At 64.8% G+C, this 21,203-nt stretch carries 17 protein-coding genes; 9 read left to right on the forward strand and 8 right to left on the reverse strand.

Annotation, left to right across the window (positions count from 1 at the left end):
* Nucleotides 1-52 precede the first annotated feature (52 nt).
* Nucleotides 53-574, forward strand: coding sequence for a hypothetical protein (locus tag GLX_RS05290; RefSeq protein WP_231850408.1), 522 nt, complete (start codon nucleotides 53-55; stop codon nucleotides 572-574).
* A 326-nt stretch (nucleotides 575-900) separates the two neighbouring features.
* On the opposite strand, the gene upp is transcribed toward GLX_RS05290, so the two are convergent.
* Both upp and msrB read right to left on the reverse strand, forming a co-directional pair.
* Nucleotides 901-1,560: a uracil phosphoribosyltransferase gene (gene upp / locus GLX_RS05295; protein WP_014104984.1), complete on the reverse strand. Its 660-nt coding sequence runs from the start codon at nucleotides 1,558-1,560 to the stop codon at nucleotides 901-903.
* A 26-nt stretch (nucleotides 1,561-1,586) separates the two neighbouring features.
* A complete protein-coding gene (gene msrB / locus GLX_RS05300) occupies nucleotides 1,587-1,988 on the reverse strand; it encodes a peptide-methionine (R)-S-oxide reductase MsrB (RefSeq protein ID WP_014104985.1) in 402 nt (133 codons plus the stop codon).
* Nucleotides 1,989-2,080: 92 nt separating this feature from the next.
* Between msrB and gpmI the strand changes: the two genes are divergently transcribed.
* The 4 genes from gpmI to GLX_RS05320 all read left to right on the forward strand — a co-directional run bounded on the left by gpmI (nucleotide 2,081) and on the right by GLX_RS05320 (nucleotide 7,265).
* On the forward strand, nucleotides 2,081-3,637 hold the full coding sequence (gene gpmI, locus GLX_RS05305; RefSeq protein ID WP_014104986.1) for a 2,3-bisphosphoglycerate-independent phosphoglycerate mutase: 1,557 nt from the start codon (nucleotides 2,081-2,083) through the stop codon (nucleotides 3,635-3,637).
* 68 nt (nucleotides 3,638-3,705) lie between these two features.
* Entirely contained in the window at nucleotides 3,706-4,989 is a 1,284-nt protein-coding gene (locus GLX_RS05310; RefSeq protein ID WP_014104987.1) for a murein hydrolase activator EnvC family protein, read from the forward strand.
* A gap of 150 nt (nucleotides 4,990-5,139) precedes the next feature.
* Nucleotides 5,140-6,741: a S41 family peptidase gene (locus GLX_RS05315; RefSeq protein ID WP_014104988.1), complete on the forward strand. Its 1,602-nt coding sequence runs from the start codon at nucleotides 5,140-5,142 to the stop codon at nucleotides 6,739-6,741.
* A 20-nt stretch (nucleotides 6,742-6,761) separates the two neighbouring features.
* Nucleotides 6,762-7,265, forward strand: coding sequence for an RNA pyrophosphohydrolase (locus GLX_RS05320; RefSeq protein WP_014104989.1), 504 nt, complete (start codon nucleotides 6,762-6,764; stop codon nucleotides 7,263-7,265).
* On the opposite strand, the gene GLX_RS05325 is transcribed toward GLX_RS05320, so the two are convergent.
* The 6 genes from GLX_RS05325 to GLX_RS05350 form a co-directional block, all read right to left on the reverse strand.
* Nucleotides 7,247-7,666 carry an NUDIX hydrolase gene (locus GLX_RS05325; RefSeq protein ID WP_014104990.1) on the reverse strand — a complete coding sequence of 140 codons (420 nt, stop codon included), beginning with the start codon at nucleotides 7,664-7,666 and terminating at the stop codon, nucleotides 7,247-7,249. The genes GLX_RS05320 and GLX_RS05325 overlap by 19 nt on opposite strands.
* A gap of 20 nt (nucleotides 7,667-7,686) precedes the next feature.
* Nucleotides 7,687-9,261, reverse strand: coding sequence for a DHA2 family efflux MFS transporter permease subunit (locus GLX_RS05330; protein WP_014104991.1), 1,575 nt, complete (start codon nucleotides 9,259-9,261; stop codon nucleotides 7,687-7,689).
* Nucleotides 9,258-10,364 (reverse strand): HlyD family secretion protein, encoded by a 1,107-nt coding sequence (locus GLX_RS05335; protein ID WP_014104992.1) that lies wholly within the window; start codon nucleotides 10,362-10,364, stop codon nucleotides 9,258-9,260. Before GLX_RS05335 ends, GLX_RS05330 begins: the two co-directional genes overlap by 4 nt.
* A gap of 142 nt (nucleotides 10,365-10,506) precedes the next feature.
* Complete coding sequence (locus GLX_RS05340; protein WP_041247199.1) at nucleotides 10,507-12,282, reverse strand: ABC transporter ATP-binding protein; 1,776 nt, start codon at nucleotides 12,280-12,282, stop codon at nucleotides 10,507-10,509.
* Nucleotides 12,283-12,347: 65 nt separating this feature from the next.
* Nucleotides 12,348-13,586 carry a CCA tRNA nucleotidyltransferase gene (locus GLX_RS05345; RefSeq protein WP_014104994.1) on the reverse strand — a complete coding sequence of 413 codons (1,239 nt, stop codon included), beginning with the start codon at nucleotides 13,584-13,586 and terminating at the stop codon, nucleotides 12,348-12,350.
* The gene (locus GLX_RS05350; RefSeq protein ID WP_041247200.1) at nucleotides 13,583-14,152 is read right to left on the reverse strand and encodes a DUF1285 domain-containing protein; all 570 of its coding nucleotides are present in this window, start codon (nucleotides 14,150-14,152) and stop codon (nucleotides 13,583-13,585) included. The genes GLX_RS05345 and GLX_RS05350 overlap by 4 nt, the downstream gene beginning before the upstream one ends.
* 95 nt (nucleotides 14,153-14,247) lie before the next feature.
* On the opposite strand from GLX_RS05350, the gene GLX_RS05355 reads away from it, so the two are divergent.
* The 4 genes from GLX_RS05355 to GLX_RS05370 are packed head-to-tail and all read left to right on the forward strand — an operon-like array spanning nucleotide 14,248 to nucleotide 21,164.
* Entirely contained in the window at nucleotides 14,248-15,300 is a 1,053-nt protein-coding gene (locus GLX_RS05355; RefSeq protein ID WP_014104996.1) for an AAA family ATPase, read from the forward strand.
* A gap of 2 nt (nucleotides 15,301-15,302) precedes the next feature.
* Nucleotides 15,303-16,298, forward strand: coding sequence for a DUF58 domain-containing protein (locus GLX_RS05360; protein WP_014104997.1), 996 nt, complete (start codon nucleotides 15,303-15,305; stop codon nucleotides 16,296-16,298).
* Nucleotides 16,295-19,024, forward strand: a complete 2,730-nt coding sequence (locus tag GLX_RS05365) for a DUF4159 domain-containing protein (protein WP_014104998.1) — start codon at nucleotides 16,295-16,297, stop codon at nucleotides 19,022-19,024. The genes GLX_RS05360 and GLX_RS05365 overlap by 4 nt, the downstream gene beginning before the upstream one ends.
* Nucleotides 19,025-19,028: 4 nt before the next feature.
* Nucleotides 19,029-21,164 carry a VWA domain-containing protein gene (locus GLX_RS05370; RefSeq protein ID WP_014104999.1) on the forward strand — a complete coding sequence of 712 codons (2,136 nt, stop codon included), beginning with the start codon at nucleotides 19,029-19,031 and terminating at the stop codon, nucleotides 21,162-21,164.
* Nucleotides 21,165-21,203 lie beyond the last annotated feature (39 nt).

Consider the following 21,203-nt stretch of genomic DNA (forward strand, 5'->3'; position numbering starts at 1 on the left):
TCAATCAATGCTTTTCTGCGATACATCACACCCAGATATGCAGGAACGGAATATGCACAAGCTGAAACATGTCGTGACAGGCGTGATGCTGGCGCTGGTGGCATGCGGGCCACTGGCCATGCAGGCTCATGCTGCCCCTCATGAAGGGAGCATGGGTCGTGATGGAGGCTGGCATGGTGGTGACGGTTGGCGCGGTGACGGTGGCTGGCGCGGTGGATGGGGCTGGGGCGGATGGGGTGGTTACTATTTCCCCGCCTATGTCGGTTGGGGAGGATGGGGCTATCCTGGCTGGGGCTGGGGCTGGGGCTGGGGTGGTGGTGGATGGGGATGGGGATGGGGATGGGGTGGCTATTACGCTGGTGCCGCGATGGGGGCCGCAGCAGCCAGTGCCAGCTACCAGGCCGCACCCGAAATCTATAACGCCACCGGCAATAATGCGCCCGAGGATGATTCGATTTATGATCGGGACCTGTCCACGCTGGTCAATACCCCTGCTGCCCCGGCAAAACCCCGCCCTACCTGCCAGGCGGGACAGGTTTACAATGACCTGACGGAAAGCTGCGACCGACCCTGATACCGCATGGCGGCAGCTTCCGCCACGGGCTGCCTGTTCGCGCTACCCATAATACTACCGCGATGGACAGGCGGTTATCCTTTCCGCTGCGTCTCCAATCCGATTTTCTGCCAAGGCACAGCGGTTCCATTTTTTGCCCATTGGGCACCCGTCAGGACCAGGCGATCCATAAACCGCTTTAAATTACATCAACGGACTTTAAAAAACTGAATACCTAACTGATCCCAAGATGGCGGCATTCTCAGAAATGTTTTGAAAAAAGCTTCACCAAAACCATCTTATCCTGAAAAACTGTGGGAGCAGCCTGTTGGCTACCCCCATATTTTTTATTTAGTGCCGAACAGGCGGTCACCCGCATCACCCAGACCGGGGCGGATATAGCCATGGCTATCCAGCCCCCGGTCAATCGCGCAGGTGACGATCCGCACATCGGGATGCGCCTTGCGCAGGCAGGCAACCCCTTCTGGCGAAGCCAGCAGGCAGACGAAAACCATGCGTGTGCAACCCGCCTGCTTAAGCCGGTCAATGGCGGCCACGGCGCTGTGGCCGGTTGCCAGCATCGGGTCCACCACCAGGCAGATGCGGTTGCCGACATCATCGGGCAGCTTCAGGTAGTATTCAACCGGCTCCAGCGTCTCGGGGTCACGGTACAGGCCGACATGGCCGATCCGGGCAGATGGCACAAGGTCGAGCAGCCCGTCCAGAATGCCATTGCCCGCGCGCAGGATGGAAATCAGACACAGCTTCTTGCCTGCAAGGCGCTTGGCCTGCATGGGTTCGAGTGGGGTTTCGATCTCCACCGTCTCAAGCGGCAGGTCACGCATGGCTTCGTAACCGATCAGCAGGCTGAGTTCACGCGCCAGGTGGCGGAAGGCGCCGGTTGACGTATCGCGCTCACGCATGAGGGTAAGCTTGTGCTGGACCAGCGGGTGGTTGACGACAATCACGTCTTCATCATGCGGGGCGGCAGGTTCGGTCATATTCATTCCTTCAGGATCGTTAGGTAACCGTATCAGGTTCCGCCATCACGCGGAACGAAAGTCAATGCCAGTCCGTTCATGCAGTAGCGCAGGCCGGTCGGCGGCGGCCCGTCAGGAAAGACATGACCAAGATGGCCGTTGCAGTGTGCGCAGTGCACCTCCGTGCGGGTCATGCCATGGGTGGTATCGGTCGTGGTGCCAAGGGCACCGGGAATGGCATCATAGAACGAGGGCCAGCCGCTGCCACTCTCGTATTTCGTGCCGGAATAGAACAGCGGCGTGCCACAGCCCGCGCAACGATATTCACCGGCACGCTTTTCATTATTCAGCGGGCTGGAACCGGGGCGCTCGGTCCCATGTTCGCGCAGTATGCGCAGCTGTTCAGGGGTCAGGCAGCCACACTGCGCGCCCCCATTGTCTGTTTTACCGGACATGGCTGTTTCTTTCCTTTGATCAGACGGGCATTTCACGCGCGCCGGTTTTAGGGCATCATGCACACAAAACAAATACAGGGAGATAATACCCAATGAACGACCAGGTTGCAGCAAAGAAGCCTCCCCGCCCCGTTATGCTGGTAGTGCTCGACGGTTTTGGCTGGCGCGAGGACCCGGCGGACAATGCCGTAAGCGCCGCACATACGCCTGCGTTCGATGCGCTGTGGCAAACAGGGCCGCGCGCCTTCCTTAAAACCTGTGGTGAGGATGTGGGCCTGCCGCAGGGGCAGATGGGCAATTCCGAGGTCGGTCACCTCAATATTGGCGCGGGCCGGGTTGTAATGCAGGAACTGCCACGCATTTCCACCGGGCTTGCCGATGGTTCGGTGGCAAAAGGCGCGGTCATGCGCGATTTTATCGCCGCCTTGAAAAAAAGCGGTGGCACCTGCCACCTGATGGGCCTTGTCTCCCCCGGTGGCGTGCACGCCCACCAGGATCATGCCGCAGCCCTTGCCCGCATTGTGCGCGAGGCAGGCGTGCCCGTAACCTTCCATATCTTTACCGATGGGCGCGACACCGCACCCCAGTCGGGGCATGACTATGTCAGCACCCTGCTGGCCAGCCTGCCCGCTGGCGTAAAGATCGGCACCGTGTCGGGCCGTTACTACGCCATGGACCGCGACCGCCGGTGGGACCGGGTGGAAAAGACCTACAACGCCATCGTGGCCGGACAGGGCGAGAAGGCGGGCGATGCATTGGAAGTGCTGGACCGCGCCTACGCCGCAGGCACCACGGATGAATTTGTGGTACCTACCGTGATCGGGGAATATGGCGGCATGCGCGACGGCGATGGGGTGCTGAGCTTCAACTTCCGTGCTGATCGCATCCGCCAGTTGCTCGATGCGCTGCTGGAGCCCGATTTCGAGGGGTTCAGGCGCATGAAAGTGGTCCATACCGCTGCCGTGGTGGGTATGACACGCTACAGCGACCGGCTGGCGGAACTGATTACCGTGCTGTTCGCGCCGCAGGAACTGCATGACCTGCTGGGCGAGGTCGTGTCGGATGCCGGGCTGAAACAGGTCCGCATGGCCGAGACCGAGAAATACCCCCACGTCACCTACTTCCTCAATGGCGGGCGCGAGCACCAGCTCCCCGGCGAGGACCGGGTGATGGTCCCCTCCCCCAAGGTCGCGACCTATGACCTCCAGCCCGAAATGTCGGCACCCGAACTAACCGACCGCGCGGTGGAAGCCATCGACAGCGGCCGGTACGACCTGATCGTGCTGAACTTCGCCAATGCCGACATGGTGGGCCATACCGGCGTGCTGTCTGCCGCGATCAGGGCGGTGGAAGCGGTAGATACCGGGCTGGGCCGGATTGTAGAGGCCATTCACCGTGCCGGTGGCGCCCTGCTGGTCACTGCCGACCATGGCAATGCGGAAACCATGTTCGACCCCGAGACCAATGGCCCGCATACCGCCCATACCCTGAACGTGGTGCCGGTGGTGCTGACCGGTGGCGGGGCGGGTGCCACGCTGCATGATGGCCGCCTGGCCGATCTCGCACCCACGCTGCTGCAACTCATGGGCCTGCCTCAGCCCGCCGCCATGACCGGGCGCTCGCTACTGGACGGGTCCACGCCATCCTGACACCACACCCGAAGCCCTTCCCCCGCTGGCATGGCGTTCTTGCCAGCGGGATCGTATCCGCATGCTGCATGCTGGCCCCGGCATGGGGGGCCACGACCGGCCATTCCCCGCATACCAGCACGCATGCGGGCCATGCCACGGCACGCCCCCCCACCGCCAGCGAAGAGAAAATCCGCCAGCAGATCGAAGCCGCGCGTACCGCGCACATGAGCCTGCTCGCCCGCCAGGCCCAGCAGACGCATGACCTAGACGAGCGGCGCAAGGCGGAGCAGGCCGCGCGCGAACAGGCCCAGGCCGATGCCCAGAAGGCGGCCAGCCTGTCGGCCGCCACGGTCGATGCCACGGCCCGCCTGCAGCATACCGAACAGCAGGCCGCCGACCTGGACAGCCGGATTACCGACCTGCATACCGAACAGGCTGCCCTGCGCCAGCAACTGGCATCGGAAACAGCACGTCTTTCCCCCCTGTTGCCACTGGCCGAGCGGCTTTCCCTCTACCCCGCCGATACATTGCTGGCAGTGCCCCTGCCCGCCGACCGCGCGGTTACCGGCCTGCTGGTCGTACGCGGCATGATGGCCGATATCGCCCGCCAGACCCGCGCCATCCATGACCGCCGCACCCGCCTTGCCCAGCTTGATACCGAACTGGCCGTGCAGCAGCAGCAGATGCACCGTGTGGTCAGCGAGCGCGAAAGCCAGCGCGATACGGTCAACCGCGCCGCCCGCGCTGCCCTTGAAGCCCAGCAGCGCTCCAATGCCGCAGCCATAAGCGCAACTCAGGCCGTGGCGGATGCCGCACGCCGCGCCTCCAGCGTGCAGGACGCCATCGCCCGCATTGAAGCGACCGAGGAACAGGCGGAAAAGAACCTTGAACAGGTGGTCCGTGCGGCCGAGCGCGCCCATGACGTGCAGGCCGCCAACGCCGCGCGGCAGAAAGTACATGAAATGGAAACAGGCGCCGGGCCCGGCATCACCCCCGCTGCCGCCAGCGCGGGTGCCCCGGTTGCGGGCAGCGTACTAACCACGTGGGGCAGCCCGACCGAAAGCGGAGCGGCCACCGGCATTACCTATGCCCCGCCATCACGTGCCACCGTACGCGCGCCGTGCACGGGGCGGGTGGATTTTGCAGGTGCCTTCCGCACGTATGGACAGATGATGATCCTTGATTGCGGCAAGCACTACCGTTTTGTCATGGCAGGACTGGGCGAGATCGCGGTGGCGGCAGGCCAACAGGTCAGTCACGGGGCAGCTGTAGGCCAGATGCCGCAATGGAGCGGGAAGGACAGCAGACCCACCCTGTTCGTGCAGTTACGCCACGGGGGGGGCACCATCAATCCGGCGCCGTATCTGTAATCAAGGTGTTTGATACGGTTTTATCCGCATGCAGGTTCGGTATATGCTGCCCACCCGTGACGGATGGGCCAGATCACGTTACAACGCAACGCGAAGAGTACATGCAGGCCAGCCAGACCAAGGTGGCGGGCATCCAGGAGACAACGACGCATGAAGTTCCGTAATGGCTTGCTGATCGGTTGCGCCTTTCTTGCAGGGATCGTGGCGGCCCCGCAGATTACCTATTATTCAGTCAGCAGGTGGGCCAGTCTGGCCCCCATGGCCCATGCGGCGGATACCGCCTCCAAGGATGACAACTCCCCGCACGAGATCGAACAGCTCATGTTCCTGTTCGGCTACGTGCTGGAAAAGGTGAAGGCCAATTATGTCGAGCCAGTCTCGACACGTGACCTGATCACCAACGCGCTCAACGGCATGCTCAGCGGGCTTGATCCGCACAGCTCCTACATGACGGAAAAGCAGTTCTCCGACCTGCAGGTGCAGACCAAGGGCTCCTTTGGCGGGCTGGGACTGGAAGTACAGGGCGAGGACGGGCATGTGCGCGTGGTCTCTCCCATTGATGACACGCCCGCTGCCCGCGCGGGCATCAAGCCCGGTGACTTCATCGTGGCCATTGATGGCAAGAACATAGATGGTCAGGCGCTGGACCAGGTCGTGACCCAGATGCGTGGCAAGCCCGATACCCGCATCACGCTCACCCTGATCCGTGAAAAGACGCCCAAGCCCATCATCGTAACGCTGACGCGCGCGATCATCCCGCTGCTGGTCATCAAATCCGCGCTGTATGACAATGTGGGCTATATCCGAATCGCGCAGTTCAACGAGGAGACCCAGTCCGGCCTGCTGGCGGCCTACAAGAAGCTGCAGGCCCAGACCCACAATAAGATGGCAGGGCTGGTCATTGACCTGCGCTCCGATCCCGGTGGACTGCTGACGCAGGCGATCGACGTGGGGGGCGACTTCATCCGTAGTGGCGAGATCGTGTCCACCCGCGCCCGCCATCCGCAAGACAGCCAGCGCTGGGATGCCCATAACACCGACATTACCAATGGCCTGCCCATTGTCGTGCTGATTAACGGTGGGTCGGCTTCCGCATCCGAAATCGTGGCCGGCGCGCTGCAGGACCACCAGCGCGCCGTGCTGCTGGGTGAAAAGACTTTCGGCAAGGGATCGGTGCAGACCATCCTGCCCATTCCGGGCGAAGGGGCGATCCGCCTGACCACGGCGCGGTACTACACGCCATCGGGCCGGTCCATACAGGGGCTTGGCATCATACCCGACATCGCCGTGCGTGAAGCGCATGATGATGCAGGCTACAGCATCCACGAAGCCGATCTGGCCCATATCATCAAAAACCGTGGCGGCAATACCGCCCAGCCCCCCGCACGCACCGACCTGCCCGCCATTGCCAAATCCATTCCCTCGCAGCCACCCGCCAACTGGCCCACGTTCGACCCGACCAAGCCCACCACCGATTTCCAGTTGCAGGAGGGCCTGCGGGTCGTGCGCGCCATGGCTGGCCTGCCGGTGGCGTCGGAACCTCCAATCCATGATGACAAGACACAGGCAACCCCTGTAACCACTCCGGCCACCCCGCCAAAGGCGGCAACACCGGCGGCACCTTCCACCACGCCCCCCGCCACCACAACGCCAGCCACGCCTGCTGCACCTGCCCTCCCGGCACCTGCGGAGAAAGAAGCGCCACCCGTCGTCCCGCCTACAGCAAAACCTGCAACACCCGCCCATCCCTGACCGTGCCGGAAACCCGCGTGATGACCGACCCCGCCACCCTGCCCTACCGCCCCAACGTGGGCGCACTTGTGTTCAACCGGCGGGGCGAGGTGTTCGTTGCCCGCCGGACCGACATGCCGGGCGCGGGTGGCCCACCAGACCAGGGCGTATGGCAGTGCCCGCAGGGCGGCATTGACTCGGGCGAAACGCCGGAAGCCGCCGTATTGCGCGAACTGCATGAGGAAACCGGTACCACGGCGGCCAGCATCATCGCCGCCTATCCTGAATGGCTCAGCTACGACCTGCCCGCGCACCTGATCGGTAAGGCACTGGGTGGCCGGTACCGTGGCCAGCGCCAGCGCTGGTTTGCCCTGCGCTATACTGGCGATGGTCAGGACATCCGGCTTGATATGCAGCAACCGGCCGAATTCGATTTATGGAAATGGGTGCCGCTAACGCAGTTGCCCCTGCTCAACGTAGGCATAAAAAAAGACATCTATGCCCGTCTGGCGGCGTATTTCGCCCCTTACGCCACTGCTGCCTGAGGCATAAGCCCCGCCTGCACAAGGGCTGCCAGTACGCTGCCATGCATCAGCGGGGCCAGCGGTAGCGCTGCCATTTCATTAGCATGTGCCCAGCGCAGTTCGGCAATTTCGGCCGCGGCGACTGGCGCGCCATCCAGCCTTGCGGGCCATATGCGCGCCTGCACGATATGGTCAGGCTCGTTCGCTGCGACATCCCTGAACGTACCGGGCAGTTCCGGTCCCGCCATCAGGCCACAGCCCAGTTCCTCGCGGATTTCACGGTGCAGGGCCGCAAGCGGGGCCTCTGCCGGTTCGGGCTTGCCGCCGGGTAGCATGAAAGCTGTCGTGCCGCGCTTGCGGACAAGCAGCAACCGCCCATCCTTGATGACCGCAGCACATACCACCCTGATCAGCCCCGCCATGCCCGCACCTTTCCGCCTGCTTACTTGTTGCCACCCTTAAGCGGTGACATGAGGAAGCAGAAAGGTACGACAAGCATGCAGCCTATGCCAAGGATCATGAACACCTCGTTATAGGCCAGAATCGCAACCTGCTTCTGGAACTCCTTGTACAGCCGCCCCATGGCCACGCTATCCAACGCGCCCTGCGCGTAACCGCGCGCCGCCGCCACCACACGGGTATGGGCAAGGTATTCGTTATAGGGCTGGTGGTAAGGTGTCATCCAATGGACCATATCGCTCTGATGCGCCTGGCGCAGTTCCGTCACCAGTGCTGTAGCCCCGGAAATACTAAGCGAACCCAGAACGTTACGCGCCATGCTGAACAGGGCCGAGCCATCGGCGTTCAGCCTGCGCGGCAACGTGGCATAGGTAATGGTCGAGATCGGCACGAACAGGAAGGCCATCGTACCCGTCTGGCTCATACGGAAAAGCACCAGATGCTTGAAATCCAGCAATGGTACAAGCTGCGCCGACCAGAACATGGATACGCCCATGAGGAAGAAGCCCAGTGCGATGATGTAGCGCAATTGCACATACTTCATCGCAATGCCGACCAGCGGGATCAGCACGATCACCACCATACCACCAGGTGAGAGGATCAATCCCGAAAGCGTTGCAGTATAACCCATGATCTGCTGCGAGAACTGCGGCACGATAATGGCCGAGGAGTACAGCAATGCCCCCACCGCCCCCATCAGGCCGGTGCCCACGGCAAAGTTGCGGTCCTTGAACACGCGCAGGTCCACCGCCGGGTTCTTGGCGCGCAGCAGCCAGAACACGGCCCCCCCAATGCCCAGAACGGCCAGAATGGCCATGATCACGATGATGCGCGAGCCGAACCAGTCCTCGTCCTCGCCCCGGTCAACGGCCACTTCAAGGCAGCCGAAACCTATGGTGATCAGCCCGATGCCGACAAAGTCCAGCGGGGCCTTCTGCTTGCGTGCCCATGGCGGGTCATCGACCATGATCGAGACGGCAATGGTGGCCAGGATACCCACCGGCACGTTGATGAAGAACACCCACCGCCATGAATAGTTATCGGTAATCCACCCGCCCAGCGACGGACCGAGCACGGGGGCCACCACGGTGGCAATGGCGGTCAGGCCAAAGGCCGCCGCCCGCTTGTTGGGCGGGAATGTGTCAAGGATGATGGATTGCTGGTTGGGCTGTAGCCCGCCACCAAAGAAGCCCTGCATCAGCCGGAACATGATCAACTCGGGCAGGCTGGTGGAAATGCCGCACAGGAAGGACGACAGCGAGAACATGGAAATGCAGATGAGAAAGTAGTGCCTGCGCCCGAACAGCTTGCCCAGCCAGCCCGATATGGTCAGCACAATGCCGTTGGCCACCAGGTAGGATGTCAGCGTCCATGTCGCGTCATCGTATGTGGAGGACAGGTTGCCCGCGATATGCGGCAACGCCACGTTGACGATGGTGGTGTCCAGGATCTCCATGAACGCCGCCACCGTCACGACCACGGCAATCAGCCACGGGTTGTGTTTCGGTTTCCACTCCGTGCCATCCGTCGTGCCGGATGAAGCTGCGGCGGTGCTCATTCCGTATGGACCGTTGGTTCAACCGACAGGCCAAGCGCAAGCGGCAGATCCTGGCGCAGCCCCTCGTCGATCAGGATCTTGACCGGCACGCGCTGGACGATCTTCACGTAGTTGCCGGTCGCGTTCTCTGGCGGGAAAGCACTGAAGGTAGCACCCGTGCCCAACTGGAGCGAATCCACATGTCCCTTCAGCTTCAGGAACGGATAGGCATCGATTGCGATATCCACCTTCTGGCCGGGACGCATGTGGGTCAACTGTGTTTCCTTGTAATTGGCGACCACCCAGATCTCGGGTTCCACAATGGAGAATACGGTCTGGCCGGCCGTAACAAGGGTACCGCGCTCGATGTTACGTTGTGAGATCCAGCCATCATGCGGGGCGCGGATCAGGGTCCATTCCACATTCAGATCCGCCTCGCGCAGCTTGGCCTCGGCCTGGTTCAGGGTAGCCTGCTGCTCGGTTACGCGCGCTTCGGTGCTGGCGATGTTGGGAATGACGGGCAGCGCGGTTTCAAGGTTGCCCTGTGCTTCGAGCACCTGCGCCTTGGCGGCATTGAGTGCCGCGGTGGCGTAATCAATGTTCTGCTGCGATGTCGCTTCACGCGTGACACCATGCTGGCGGCGATAATCGGTTTCCGCCCTGAACTGCTGGGCCTGGGCGGACTGCAACTGCCCCTGCGCCACCATGAGATGACCGGGGAAGTTCTTTTTCGCCACCTCGGCAAGCAGGGTGTAGTTATTGACCTGCGCGCGGGCGATAGCGACCGCTGCCGCCGCCTGGTCACGCTGGGCGCGCCAGTTGCGGTCATCAATGCGGGCAAGGATGTCCCCTTGGTGGACGAACTGGTTGTCGTTCACCAGCAGTTCGGTCACGTAACCGCCCACATGCGGAGCCACGGCGACCGCGCGACCGGTGGTAAAGGCATCATCGGTCTCGACCTCGTTACGGTGCAGGAACCAGTAAATCCCCCCGAGCACGATCACGGCCACGACAATGCCGATCAGGATCAGCTTGCGGCGCGGCGAGGCCTCTTTCTTTGCTTCCGTCCCGGGGCCGGGTGCGACGTGTCCGTCTTCAGCTACCTTGCCTTCATCCGCGGCCATCTGCTTCCCTCATCATCATTCTGGATTGCGGCCCTGATCGTGCCATGTCCTGTATTGACCGAACCGGTCGGTCAATCCATGGCACGAACCTTGCCACACTTCAACCGCCATCACCGGTCCAGACGCATATTCGCCACGCGGTTTACAGGCTGAAGGCCTGGTTGCGTACCATACGGGCGTATAATCCGTTAGCGGCCATCAGCACGTCATGCGTGCCGCATTCCACCGCCTGCCCCTGCGCCAGCACCACCACCAGGTCGGCCGAACGCACGGTGGAAAGCCGATGAGCCACCACGATGGTCGTGCGTCCGTGGCGCAGGTGGACCAGCGCGTGCTGGACAATGGCCTCGCTCTCGCTGTCCAGCGCACTGGTCGCCTCATCAAGCAGTAGCACGCGCGGGTTGCGCAACAGCGCGCGCGCCAGCGCCACCCGCTGCCGCTGCCCGCCCGAAAGGCGCTGGCCGCCGGGACCGACCAGCGTGCCATAGCCCTGCGGCAGGGCCTCGATAAAATCATGCGCGGCTGCGGCTTTTGCCGCCGCGAACACCTGCGTGTCATCCGCCTGCGGGTTGCCCATGCGAATATTGTCCATGACCGACAGATCGAACAGAAGCGTGTCCTGGCTGACATAGGCAATGGCATCGCGCAGTTCGGGCAGCACAAGACGCCTGAGGTCCACGCCATCGAGCGTGATCCGCCCGCCCGATACATCATGCAGGCGCGGGATAAGGGACAGTGCCGTGGACTTGCCCGCCCCCGATGGGCCGACAAGGGCTACGGTCAGGCCGGGGCTTGCCACCATGTCCAACCCGTCCAGCCCCATACGCCCATCGGGGTAGCGGAAGGATACCTGTTCGAAACGCAGGTCGCCCCCACCTGGTGGCAGCGCCACCGCATCGGGCGCCTGGGCCACGGCCACGGGTTCGTCAATCACGTCAAACACGCGCTGCAGGCCGCCCAGCCCTTCCTGCAGAGCGATGTTGAGCGTCCCCAACGCGCGCAGCGGACGCGAAGCCAGCAGCAGGGCCGCGACAAACCCCGAAAAATCACCCAGCGTGGCACCGCCCTGCGTGGCCCGCCAGCCCGCAAAGCCCAGCACGGCCGCCACCGCAATACCGCCCAGAACCTCCAGCATCGGGTCCACCCGCGCGCGCCCGTGCGCGATGCGCAGCAGGCCCGCATGCAACCCGTCCAGCACGTGGGCGGCGCGCTTTTCCTCCGCCTGTTCCAGCCGGTAGACGCGGATAGTACGCGACTGGCTGAAACTTTCCGCCAGCATGGCGCTGGTCTCGCCTATCTGTTCGTGTACGCCACCGGATTCCCGGCGCAGCCGCCTGCCCAGCCTGCGCACTGGCATGGCGGCAATGGGGTACAGCACGGCGGCGATCAGGCTTAGCTCCCAGTCCATGTACAGCATGGAAGCGATCAACCCCACCACGGTCACCGCATCGCCCAACGCGTTGGTCGCGCGGATCATGGCTTCACGAATCGAGACGGCATCGGTGGTGAAGCGAGCTGCGATCTGGGCCGGGGCCTCGGTTTCAAGGCGCGAGATGTCAGCGTGGACCAGGTGGTGGAACATGCGCCCCTGCAGGCCCCGGATCACCAGCAGCACAAGCGACTGCACCGCAATCGACTGCCCGTACTGCGAGATGGCCTTGGCCACGGTAATCACCACCACCAGAATCGGCACCTGGTACAGGATGCGCGGGTCGTGATCTGCAAACATGTCCAACGCGCGCTGGATGACCAGCGGATAGAGCGCGCTGAAAATGGCCATGAGCGCGGTCAGCACCATGACAGCCACGATGCGCAGCTTGTGACAGGCCAGTTCCTCATGCCACAACCGGCGCATGAGCGTGCGCGACGGGATCGTAGCCTTGGGTCTGGCCTGACTAGACTGAGGAATTGCGTTCATCAATCGGCCTATAACCGCATGCCCCGACAAAACAAAGCGTCGCGACATGGGGTTACAAATTATGTCTACCCTGAGCCACCGCCAGCAGCCTCCGGCCCAGCAGGCAGCAGGCTGCGCATATGGGCCACGCAGGCAGCATGGCTGGCCGTGCAGCCGCCCGCAAGCCACCACTGGCGTACCTGCAACAGCACCTGCCCCATGCTCGCCCCCGGCACGCAGCCGGCTGCCAGAAGGTCACGCCCACCCAGCGGAAAAACCGGGCGAGGCGTCTGCGCCAGCACGCGGCGCAACGCGTCCCATGTGAGATCGGGTGCGCCCAGTGTTTCCGCCTGTGCCAGCCAGGCGCGCCACAGCAGGTCGCGCGGCACATCATCCGCCAGCAGGCGGGCAATGGCTGCGCCATCCAATCCGGGCCGGGGCACCGGGGCCGCGCGTGCCTGCGCCAGCGCCGTGCCATCGGCGCGCGATAGCCTGAGATGGCGGGCCACCGTCTGCACATCGCCCTCCAGCAGGGCGGCAAGGCGCAGCACCGCCTCATCGGGCGCACCACAGGCCAGCAGGCGCTCCAGCCGCCCGATATCCCATGGCGGCGGCAATACATGGACCAGCACGCCACACCCCGCCATCTGCCCCAGTGTCAGGACAACATGCGGGCCGACGAGGATACGTCGCAGTTCCGACCACACCCGCTCGACCGAAAGGCGGTCGATCATGCCGGCAAGCGCCGTGACCGCCGCCATCGCCTCCGCATCGGGTGCGCCATGGCCATAGCGGGCCTGAAAGCGGAAAAAGCGCAGGATACGCAGCGCATCCTCGGCAATACGGGTGCGCGCGGCTCCCACAAAGCGCACGCGCCCGGCCGCAAGGTCCGCCTTGCCACCAAAATAGTCATGCACCACACCCGCGCTGTCACACGACATGGCATTGATGGTGAAGTCACGCCTTGCCGCATCCTCACGCCAGTCATGGGTCCAGGCAACGGTAGCGTGGCGACCATCGGTCTCCTCATCGCGCCGCAGGGTCGTGATCTCGAAAGGGCGACCATCCAGCACCGCCGTGACCGTGCCATGGGCAAGCCCGGTCGGCACCACTTTCACGCCCGCCGCCTTAAGTCGTGCCATCACCACATCAGGGGCGCAGGGGATGGCCAGGTCGATATCAGCCACCGCCCGCCCACACAGCAGATCACGCACCGCGCCACCCACAAGTCGGGCATCGGGCAGGATGGCCCATAGTCGGGCCAACTGCGCCCTTATACCGGGTATGGCGCGGTGCAGGCGCTCAAGGGGTGTGTGCTGGGTCATGTCTCATCAGGCATGTGGGAGAGCGGGAAGAAGACATGCTCGCTCCATACCCCAAGGCAGGGCACACCATGGCAATGCCCCGCCACCGCAAGGGCCGCCAGTTCGTAATAGACCGGGCGGGTGATGCGGGCCTCGATCGGCAGGGCGCCGTCGCCATCGCGCACATGCACGTAGGGCACCGGACCTGTACCACAGTCCGCGCACGGAACATCCCACGCGCAGCGAATCGGGTGCGTGGCACCGGCACAGACCACCTGGTCCACATTGGTGCGGAAGGAAAGCACCTGCCCGCGCCCGCAACCGCGCCATTCCAGCCCGACAACCACAAAGGGGGCATCCTCCACCTCGATCGTGCCTTCCTCCACCGGGGTCTGCAGCCGGTAGCCACCCTGCGCGTCACGCCGCAGGGTGGAAGCGAACAGGCAGACCATCGGCTTGCGGCGTATGGGAGAGCCACGGTACAGCCATGTCCCGTCCCGCCTGATCAGGAACGGCAGGGTGCCACATCGGCCCGCCTGCGCGGTGGGGAAGGACGGCATGGCCTTTCCCGTCTCGAAATCGTCCATCAATTGCGTTAACCCGACACTATGGAAGCTGCTTGGGGTTGATATAGGGATCAACACCGGCTTGATGAAACCCCCGGACCTGTCAGACTGTTGGAATGATGACCATGGATGATACCCCTCCCCTCCATGCGACGCCACAGGCGGGCATGACATCCCCCACCGACCTGACCGGCGCGCAGATTGCCGAACAGGCCGAAGCCATCGGCCACCGCCTGCGCGACGTGCGCGCGGAAATCGGCCAGGTCATACTGGGGCAAGACCGGGTGGTGGAGCTTGCGCTCACATCCATCCTGGCCGGCGGGCATGCGCTGCTGGTGGGGGCGCCGGGACTAGGCAAGACGCTGCTGGTCACAACGCTGGGTCACGTACTGGGCATGGATGCGCGGCGCGTGCAGTTCACGCCCGACCTCATGCCATCGGACATTCTGGGCAGCGAGATCCTGGATGAGGACGAGAGCGGCCGCCGCAGCTTCCGCTTTGTGGCGGGGCCGGTATTCTGCCAGTTGCTGATGGCCGACGAAATCAACCGCGCCAGCCCGCGCACCCAGTCCGCCCTGCTGCAGGCCATGCAGGAGCGTGAGGTGGCGATTGCTGGCGCCAACCACCAACTCCCCCGCCCTTTCCATGTTCTGGCCACCCAGAACCCGATTGAGCAGGAAGGCACGTATCCCCTGCCCGAAGCCCAGCTTGACCGCTTCATGATGCAGGTGATGCTGGACTTCCCCACTGCCGAGGCAGAACGCGCCATGCTGCTGGCCACCACTGGCACCACTACCGCCACCGCCCGCCCGGTCATGACGGCGACCGACGTGATACAGGCGCAGGCGCTTGTGCGCGCGCTGCCGGTGGGCGCGCAGGTGGTTGATGCCATTGTGCGCCTTGTGCGCGCCGCGCGCCCAGAAACCACCGATGACCCCACCGTGCGTGAAGCCGTGGCCTGGGGTCCCGGTCCGCGTGCGGCCCAGGCGCTGATGCTGGCCACCCGGGCGCGCGCCCTGCTTGATGGCCGCCTTTCGCCGGGTATGGAAGACGTGCGCGCCTTGGCACAGCCCATTCTGGCACACCGCATGGCGCTATCCTTTACCGCGCGGGCAGAAAACATGCGCCTGCCCGCGCTGATCGACACACTGGTCGGACGGATCGGCTGACATTGCCCGCACTCCCGCCCTTTTTCTCCCGCCTGAAAGCCCGGTTCCGGTCACACGGCACGGCGGTCTCCGCCCCCGGCAGCCCGGGCAGCGTTACCCTGCCACGCAATGCCGTGTCCGCCACGGCACTCGCCGATGCACTGGCCAGCAGGATGCCCGCGCTGATCGTGGCAGCACAGCAGATCGCGCGGAATGTGGGGGCGGGCACCCATCCGCGCCGCAGGGCGGGCCAGGGCGATGAATTCTGGCAGTACCGCCCAGCCATGGCAGGCGAGGCCGCAAGCCATATCGACTGGCGACAGTCCGCGCGTGGGGACCGGGCCTTCGTGCGTGAGCATGAAGCCCAGACCCCGCACACCATCTGCATATGGTGCGATAACAGCGCCTCCATGCGGTGGCATTCCGCTGACAGCCTGCCGCTCAAAGCAGAACGTGCCTTCCTCCTTGCCCTGGCCAGCGCGGCCATGCTGCTGCGGCAGGGTGAACAGTTACGCCTGCTGACCACCGATGGCATGCCGCCCCTGCGCCTGTCGGGCCATCGGGCGCTGGAACGCATGGCCCATGCCCTGCTGGCGGCACTGCGTGTGGCGGCAGCGGCCCCCGCCCTGCCACAGCCCGCCAGCCTGCCCGCGCGCAGCCATGTTCTGCTGTTTGGCGACGGGCTTTACCCGACGGACGATCTGTCCGCCTTCCTGCGCGCGGCCCGGGCCCGGCAAGCCACCTGCACGCTGGTGGAAGTGATTGACCCGGCGGAAGCGCACCTGCCCTACGAAGGCCATACCCGCTTTACCGGGCTGGAGGACGATACGACCCTGCAACTCAACGCCAGCGCCGACCTGCGCCAGACCTATGCCACGCTGTGGGCGCGCCACCAGTCCACCCTGCGCGACCTGTGTCGGGCGGGCGGCGGCCCGATGATCCCGCATCTGACTGAACAGCCCCCCGAACAGGCGCTTCTTGCCCTACATGCCCTGCCCGGCATGGGGGGGCGGCCATGATGCTGCTCGCGCCATGGATGCTGCTGGGCCTGCTGGGCCTGCCGGTAGTATGGTGGCTGCTGCACGCGCTACCGCCGGCAGCGCGCTCGCAACCCTTTCCGCCCACCACCCTGCTGCGCGCGCTTGATGCCCCCCCGCCAGATGCCACATCCGCCCCACTGTGGCGGCTGCTCCTGCGCTGCCTTGCCGTGGGGCTTGTGGTGCTGGGGCTGGCGCAGCCAGTATTTCCACGCGGGCAGGCCGGCATGGCGGATGCGGATTGCCTGATCGTGGTGGATAATGGCTGGGCCGCGGCCGCAACGTGGCCCGCGCGCGTGCATGCGCTGGACAGCCTGCTCGACCATCTTGCCCGCACCGGGCACAGCGCGCGCCTGCTGCTGACCGCGCGCGAGGATGCGCTGGCCTCCGTTACCGTCCAGCCCGCACGGCAGGCGCAGGTGCTGCGCGGCATGCTTGACCCGCTGCTGCCCCGCGCATGGCCGGTGGACCGGGCTGCCGCCACGCAGGCGCTGGACCAACTTGCCCGGCAGGGCTGGCACGGACCGGTGGTCTATATATCGGATGGGCTGGCAACACCTGCCGATGGAGGCTTTGCCACCGCGCTGGCCGCGATCGGCCCGGTGCACGAGATGCAGATGCCGGATTCAGACATTACTCTGCTTGCCCCCGCAACCAATGGCGGCAATGGCCTGACGACCCGCCTGCAGGCGGTGCCCCGCGCCCATCCACGCACCTGGCAGCTCCGCCTTGAAACCGCGACCGGCGGCACTCTGGGCCTACTGCCCATAACCCTGGCAGCAGGGCAGGCGCATGCGGATATCACCCCCAAACTGCCCGCCGAACTGCGCAACAAGATCGATCACCTGTCACTTGATGGCATGGTGGGACCCGCGGGCATCCGCCTGCTTGATGAGCGTGAGCGCCAGCACCCGGTGGGGCTGATTGCCAATGCCGCGTCCGACACACCCCTCATGGGCAGCCTGTTCTACCTGCGCCGGGCGCTGCAACCCGTGGCCGAACTGCGTGAGGGCGATCTGAACGCACTGCTGGCCCGCCCACTTTCGGTCATCATTGCCCCCGATGGCACGCTGGGCAACCCGGACAGCCGCCGCAAGGTGGAAACGTGGGTGCGCGCGGGTGGCACGCTCATCCGCTTTGCAGGCCCGCTGCTCATCCAGGGACCAGACGCACCGGGGCAGGACCAGGCACATACGGATACACTGCTACCGGTGGCGCTGATGGGAGGTGAACGGGTGCTGGGAGGCACCATGTCATGGAGCAAACCCGAACACCTGGCTCCCTTTCCTGCCGCCTCCCCTTTCCATGACCTTGACATCCCTGCCGATGTTACGGTCTCGCGGCAGGTTCTGGCCCAGCCTTCCACCGATCTGGACAGCCATAGCTGGGCCCGGCTGACCGATGGCACGCCACTGGTCACCCACACCATGCTGGGGGCGGGACAGGTCGTGCTGTTCCATGTCACCAGCACGGCGGAATGGTCGAACCTGCCGCTGTCGGGTCTGTTCGTGAGCATGCTGACGCACCTGATCGACCAGGCATCGGGCATCGAGACACCGGCGGGCACCACCATGCTGGCCCCTTACATGGTACTGGATGGTGATGGGGCGCTGGTCTCGCCGCCAGCGGGGGCACAGGCGCTACGGGCCGATGCGTTTGGCCAGACCGCGCCCACGCCCGCGCACCCGCCGGGGCTGTACGGGCCACGCAACAGCAGGCGTGCGCTCAATCCGGGCGATGGCACATCTGCCCTTGCCCCACAGGCCCCGATCGGCACCGTGTCCGACCTGCATGGGCAGGTGGCGGATATCGCCATCGGACCGCCGCTGTTGGTACTGGCTGTCCTTGCGCTGCTGGCTGATGGGGCGATCAGCGTGGTTCAGCGCGGGAGCCGGTGGCGCCGCGGGTTGGCGGCAGGGCTGGCATTGGCCTGCACGCTGGCCGCGCCCGCCCGTGCCGACGACATCCCGCCCGATGTGCCCCGCGCCGCGCTGGAAACACGGCTGGCCTATATCGTAACCGGGCATGACGAGACCGACAGCGTATCGCGCGAAGGGCTGCAGGGCCTGTCCGACTATGTCAATGCCCGCACCTCCGCCGTGCTGGGCCATCCAGATGGTGTTGTGCCCGAGCATGATGATCTGTCCTACTATCCGCTCATCTACTGGCCGGTCACGGCCGATGCCACGACTACACCCGCGCGCACGGCGGCGCTGAACACCTACATGCGCCACGGCGGCATCCTGCTGATCGACGCGCAGGGCCAGGACCCGGCAACCGCGCCGGAAAACGCCAACGGCAACTATACCGGATCCGCCCCCGGCACGGCGGCGGCCCTGCGGCGGATGACGGCGGGGCTGGACATCCCGCCACTGGCGCGCCTCGACAACCGCCATGTGCTGGCCCACACTTTCTACCTGCTGCACAACTTTCCCGGCCGGTATGACGGCATGCCGGTCTGGGTGGCGCAGGAAGGTGACAGCACGAATGACGGGGTCAGCCCCGTCATTATCGGCAGCAACGACTGGGCGCATGCCTGGGCGGTGGATGATACGGGCAACACCCCGTATGCTCCTGTGCCCGACGGGGCGGAGCAGCGCGTACTGGCCTACCGCTTTGGCGTCAATGCCGTAATCTATGCGCTGACGGGCAACTACAAGGCGGATCAGGTGCATGTGCCCGCCCTGCTCAAACGGCTGGGGGAATAAGGGCATGCCCGACCTGTCACGCCACATGGTGGCATTCAGCCCGCTTGTGCCCCTGTGGTGCCTGTGTGCACTGGTCGCCGCGATGACCGTGCTGGCGGTGCTGGGGCTTGCGCGCCGGGTGCGCGGCAGCGTGTGGCGTCTGCTGGCGGGGCTTGGCATTGTAGCGTGGCTGTTCAACCCCCAGCGCATTACCGAGACATGGCACCCCCTGCCCGAGACCGCGCTGATCGTGGTGGATCAGTCAGGCTCCATGTCCGAACGCAGGCGGGCCGACATGGCGCGCAGTGCCGCCGAGCGCGTGCAGGCAGCCATGAACCGGGTGCCCGGCCTCGTACCGCGTATCGTGACACTGCGCGAAGCCCGGCATGGCGGTACAAGGCTGTTTGGCGCGCTGCAGCAGGCAGCGGCGGACATTCCGCCCGCCCGCCTGGCAGGCGCGGTGCTGATTACCGATGGCGAGGACCATGACGTACCCGCCAGCGTACCCGATATGCTCAACCCCGATAACGGCCACGGCCAGCGCACCATGCTGCCGCTGCATGTGCTGCTGACGGCAAGGGGAGAGGAAACCGACCGCCACCTGCGCGTACTACAGGCGCCCCCTTTCGCCATTGTGGGCAAGGACGTGACCATACAGGTGGAAATTGACGACCAGGGCACGCATACCATTCCGGGCGCGACCACCGAGCTTACGCTGACACAGGGCGATGGCACGACCTTCTCGCGCCCTGTCAGGATCGGCCAGCCACAGGATATAACCCTGCCCGTGACCCATCCGGGCGAGATGCTGGTGGGCCTGTCCGCCCCGGAACTGCCCGGCGAGGTCTCGACGCGCAACAACCATGATGTCATCCGCATCAACGGCGTGCGTGACCGGCTGCGTGTACTGCTGGTCTCGGGCACGCCCAATCAGGGCGAGCGTGTCTGGCGGCGGCTGCTCAAGGCCGACCCGTCGGTCGACCTGGTGCACTTCACGATCCTGCGCCCGCCCGACCGCGATGACGGCACGCCGCTGTCCGACCTCGCCCTCATTGCCTTTCCGGTCAATGAACTGTTCCAGCAGAAGATAGACCAGTTCGACCTGATCATCCTCGACGGGTTCGAGAACCGCGGTATCCTGCCCGAGGCCTATCTGCGCAACATCGTCAACCACATCCGTGCGGGCGGTGGGTTGCTGCTGATTGGCGGGCCGGAATTCCTTACCCCCGGCTCACTACAGGACACGGCGCTTTCGGACATCCTGCCCGCGCATGTCACAACGAATGACGGCATGGCCGTGCGCCGCTTCCGCCCCGACCTGACCGAGACCGGCATGCGCCATCCCGTCACCTCCGGCCTGCCGGGTGCGCCCGAACACGCGGGCGCGCAGCCCGGCTGGGGGCCATGGTACCGCAGCCTGCGCACTGACAGCGCGGGCGGCGAGGTGCTGATGACAGGCCCCGACCACCAGCCCCTGCTGGTGCTGGACCACGCCGGCAAGGGGCGCGTGGCCTTTCTGCTGTCGGATCAGGCGTGGCTGTGGTCGCATGGCGAGGGAGGCGGCGGCCCACAGTCGGAACTGCTGCGGCGTATCTCGCACTGGCTGATGAAGGAGCCGGAACTGGAGGAAAACCAGCTGGAAGCCGAGATCACGGCGGGACAGATGACTATTACCCGCCGCTCGGTTACCTCTGGCCCGCCCCCGGTCGTGCATGTCATCGCCCCCGACGGCACCAGCCAGACAGTCACGCTGGAGGTGGCGGGCAGTACCGGCCTTGCACGCGCGCGTATCCCCGCAGGGCTGGACGGGATATGGACCGTGCGTGACGGAACGGGGCACGAAGCCTTCGCCGCCCCGCGCACACAGGACCCGCTGGAGTTTGCCGACCTGCGGGCAACGGCATCGGTGCTGGCACCCATGGCGGCGGCAACAGGTGGCGGTGTGCACTGGCTGGGGGATGACCCCCATGCTCCTTCCCTGCCGGAAATAACTATCGCAGGTGGGCGCAATGCCTCATCAGCCAGCCGGTTTGCCTTCCCCCCGCGTAACGCCCATGCCGTGGCGGGCCAGCAGACCAGCACCCTCTTGCCCACATGGGCCATGGCCGTGTTTGTAGGGCTGATGCTGCTTATGGCGTGGTGGCGGGAAAGCCGTTTCTGACGGAAAGATGATTAAAGATCGCATCCACCACAATTTTGC

Origin of the sequence: Komagataeibacter medellinensis NBRC 3288 (assembly GCF_000182745.2) — a bacterium.
Classification (GTDB): domain Bacteria; phylum Pseudomonadota; class Alphaproteobacteria; order Acetobacterales; family Acetobacteraceae; genus Komagataeibacter; species Komagataeibacter medellinensis.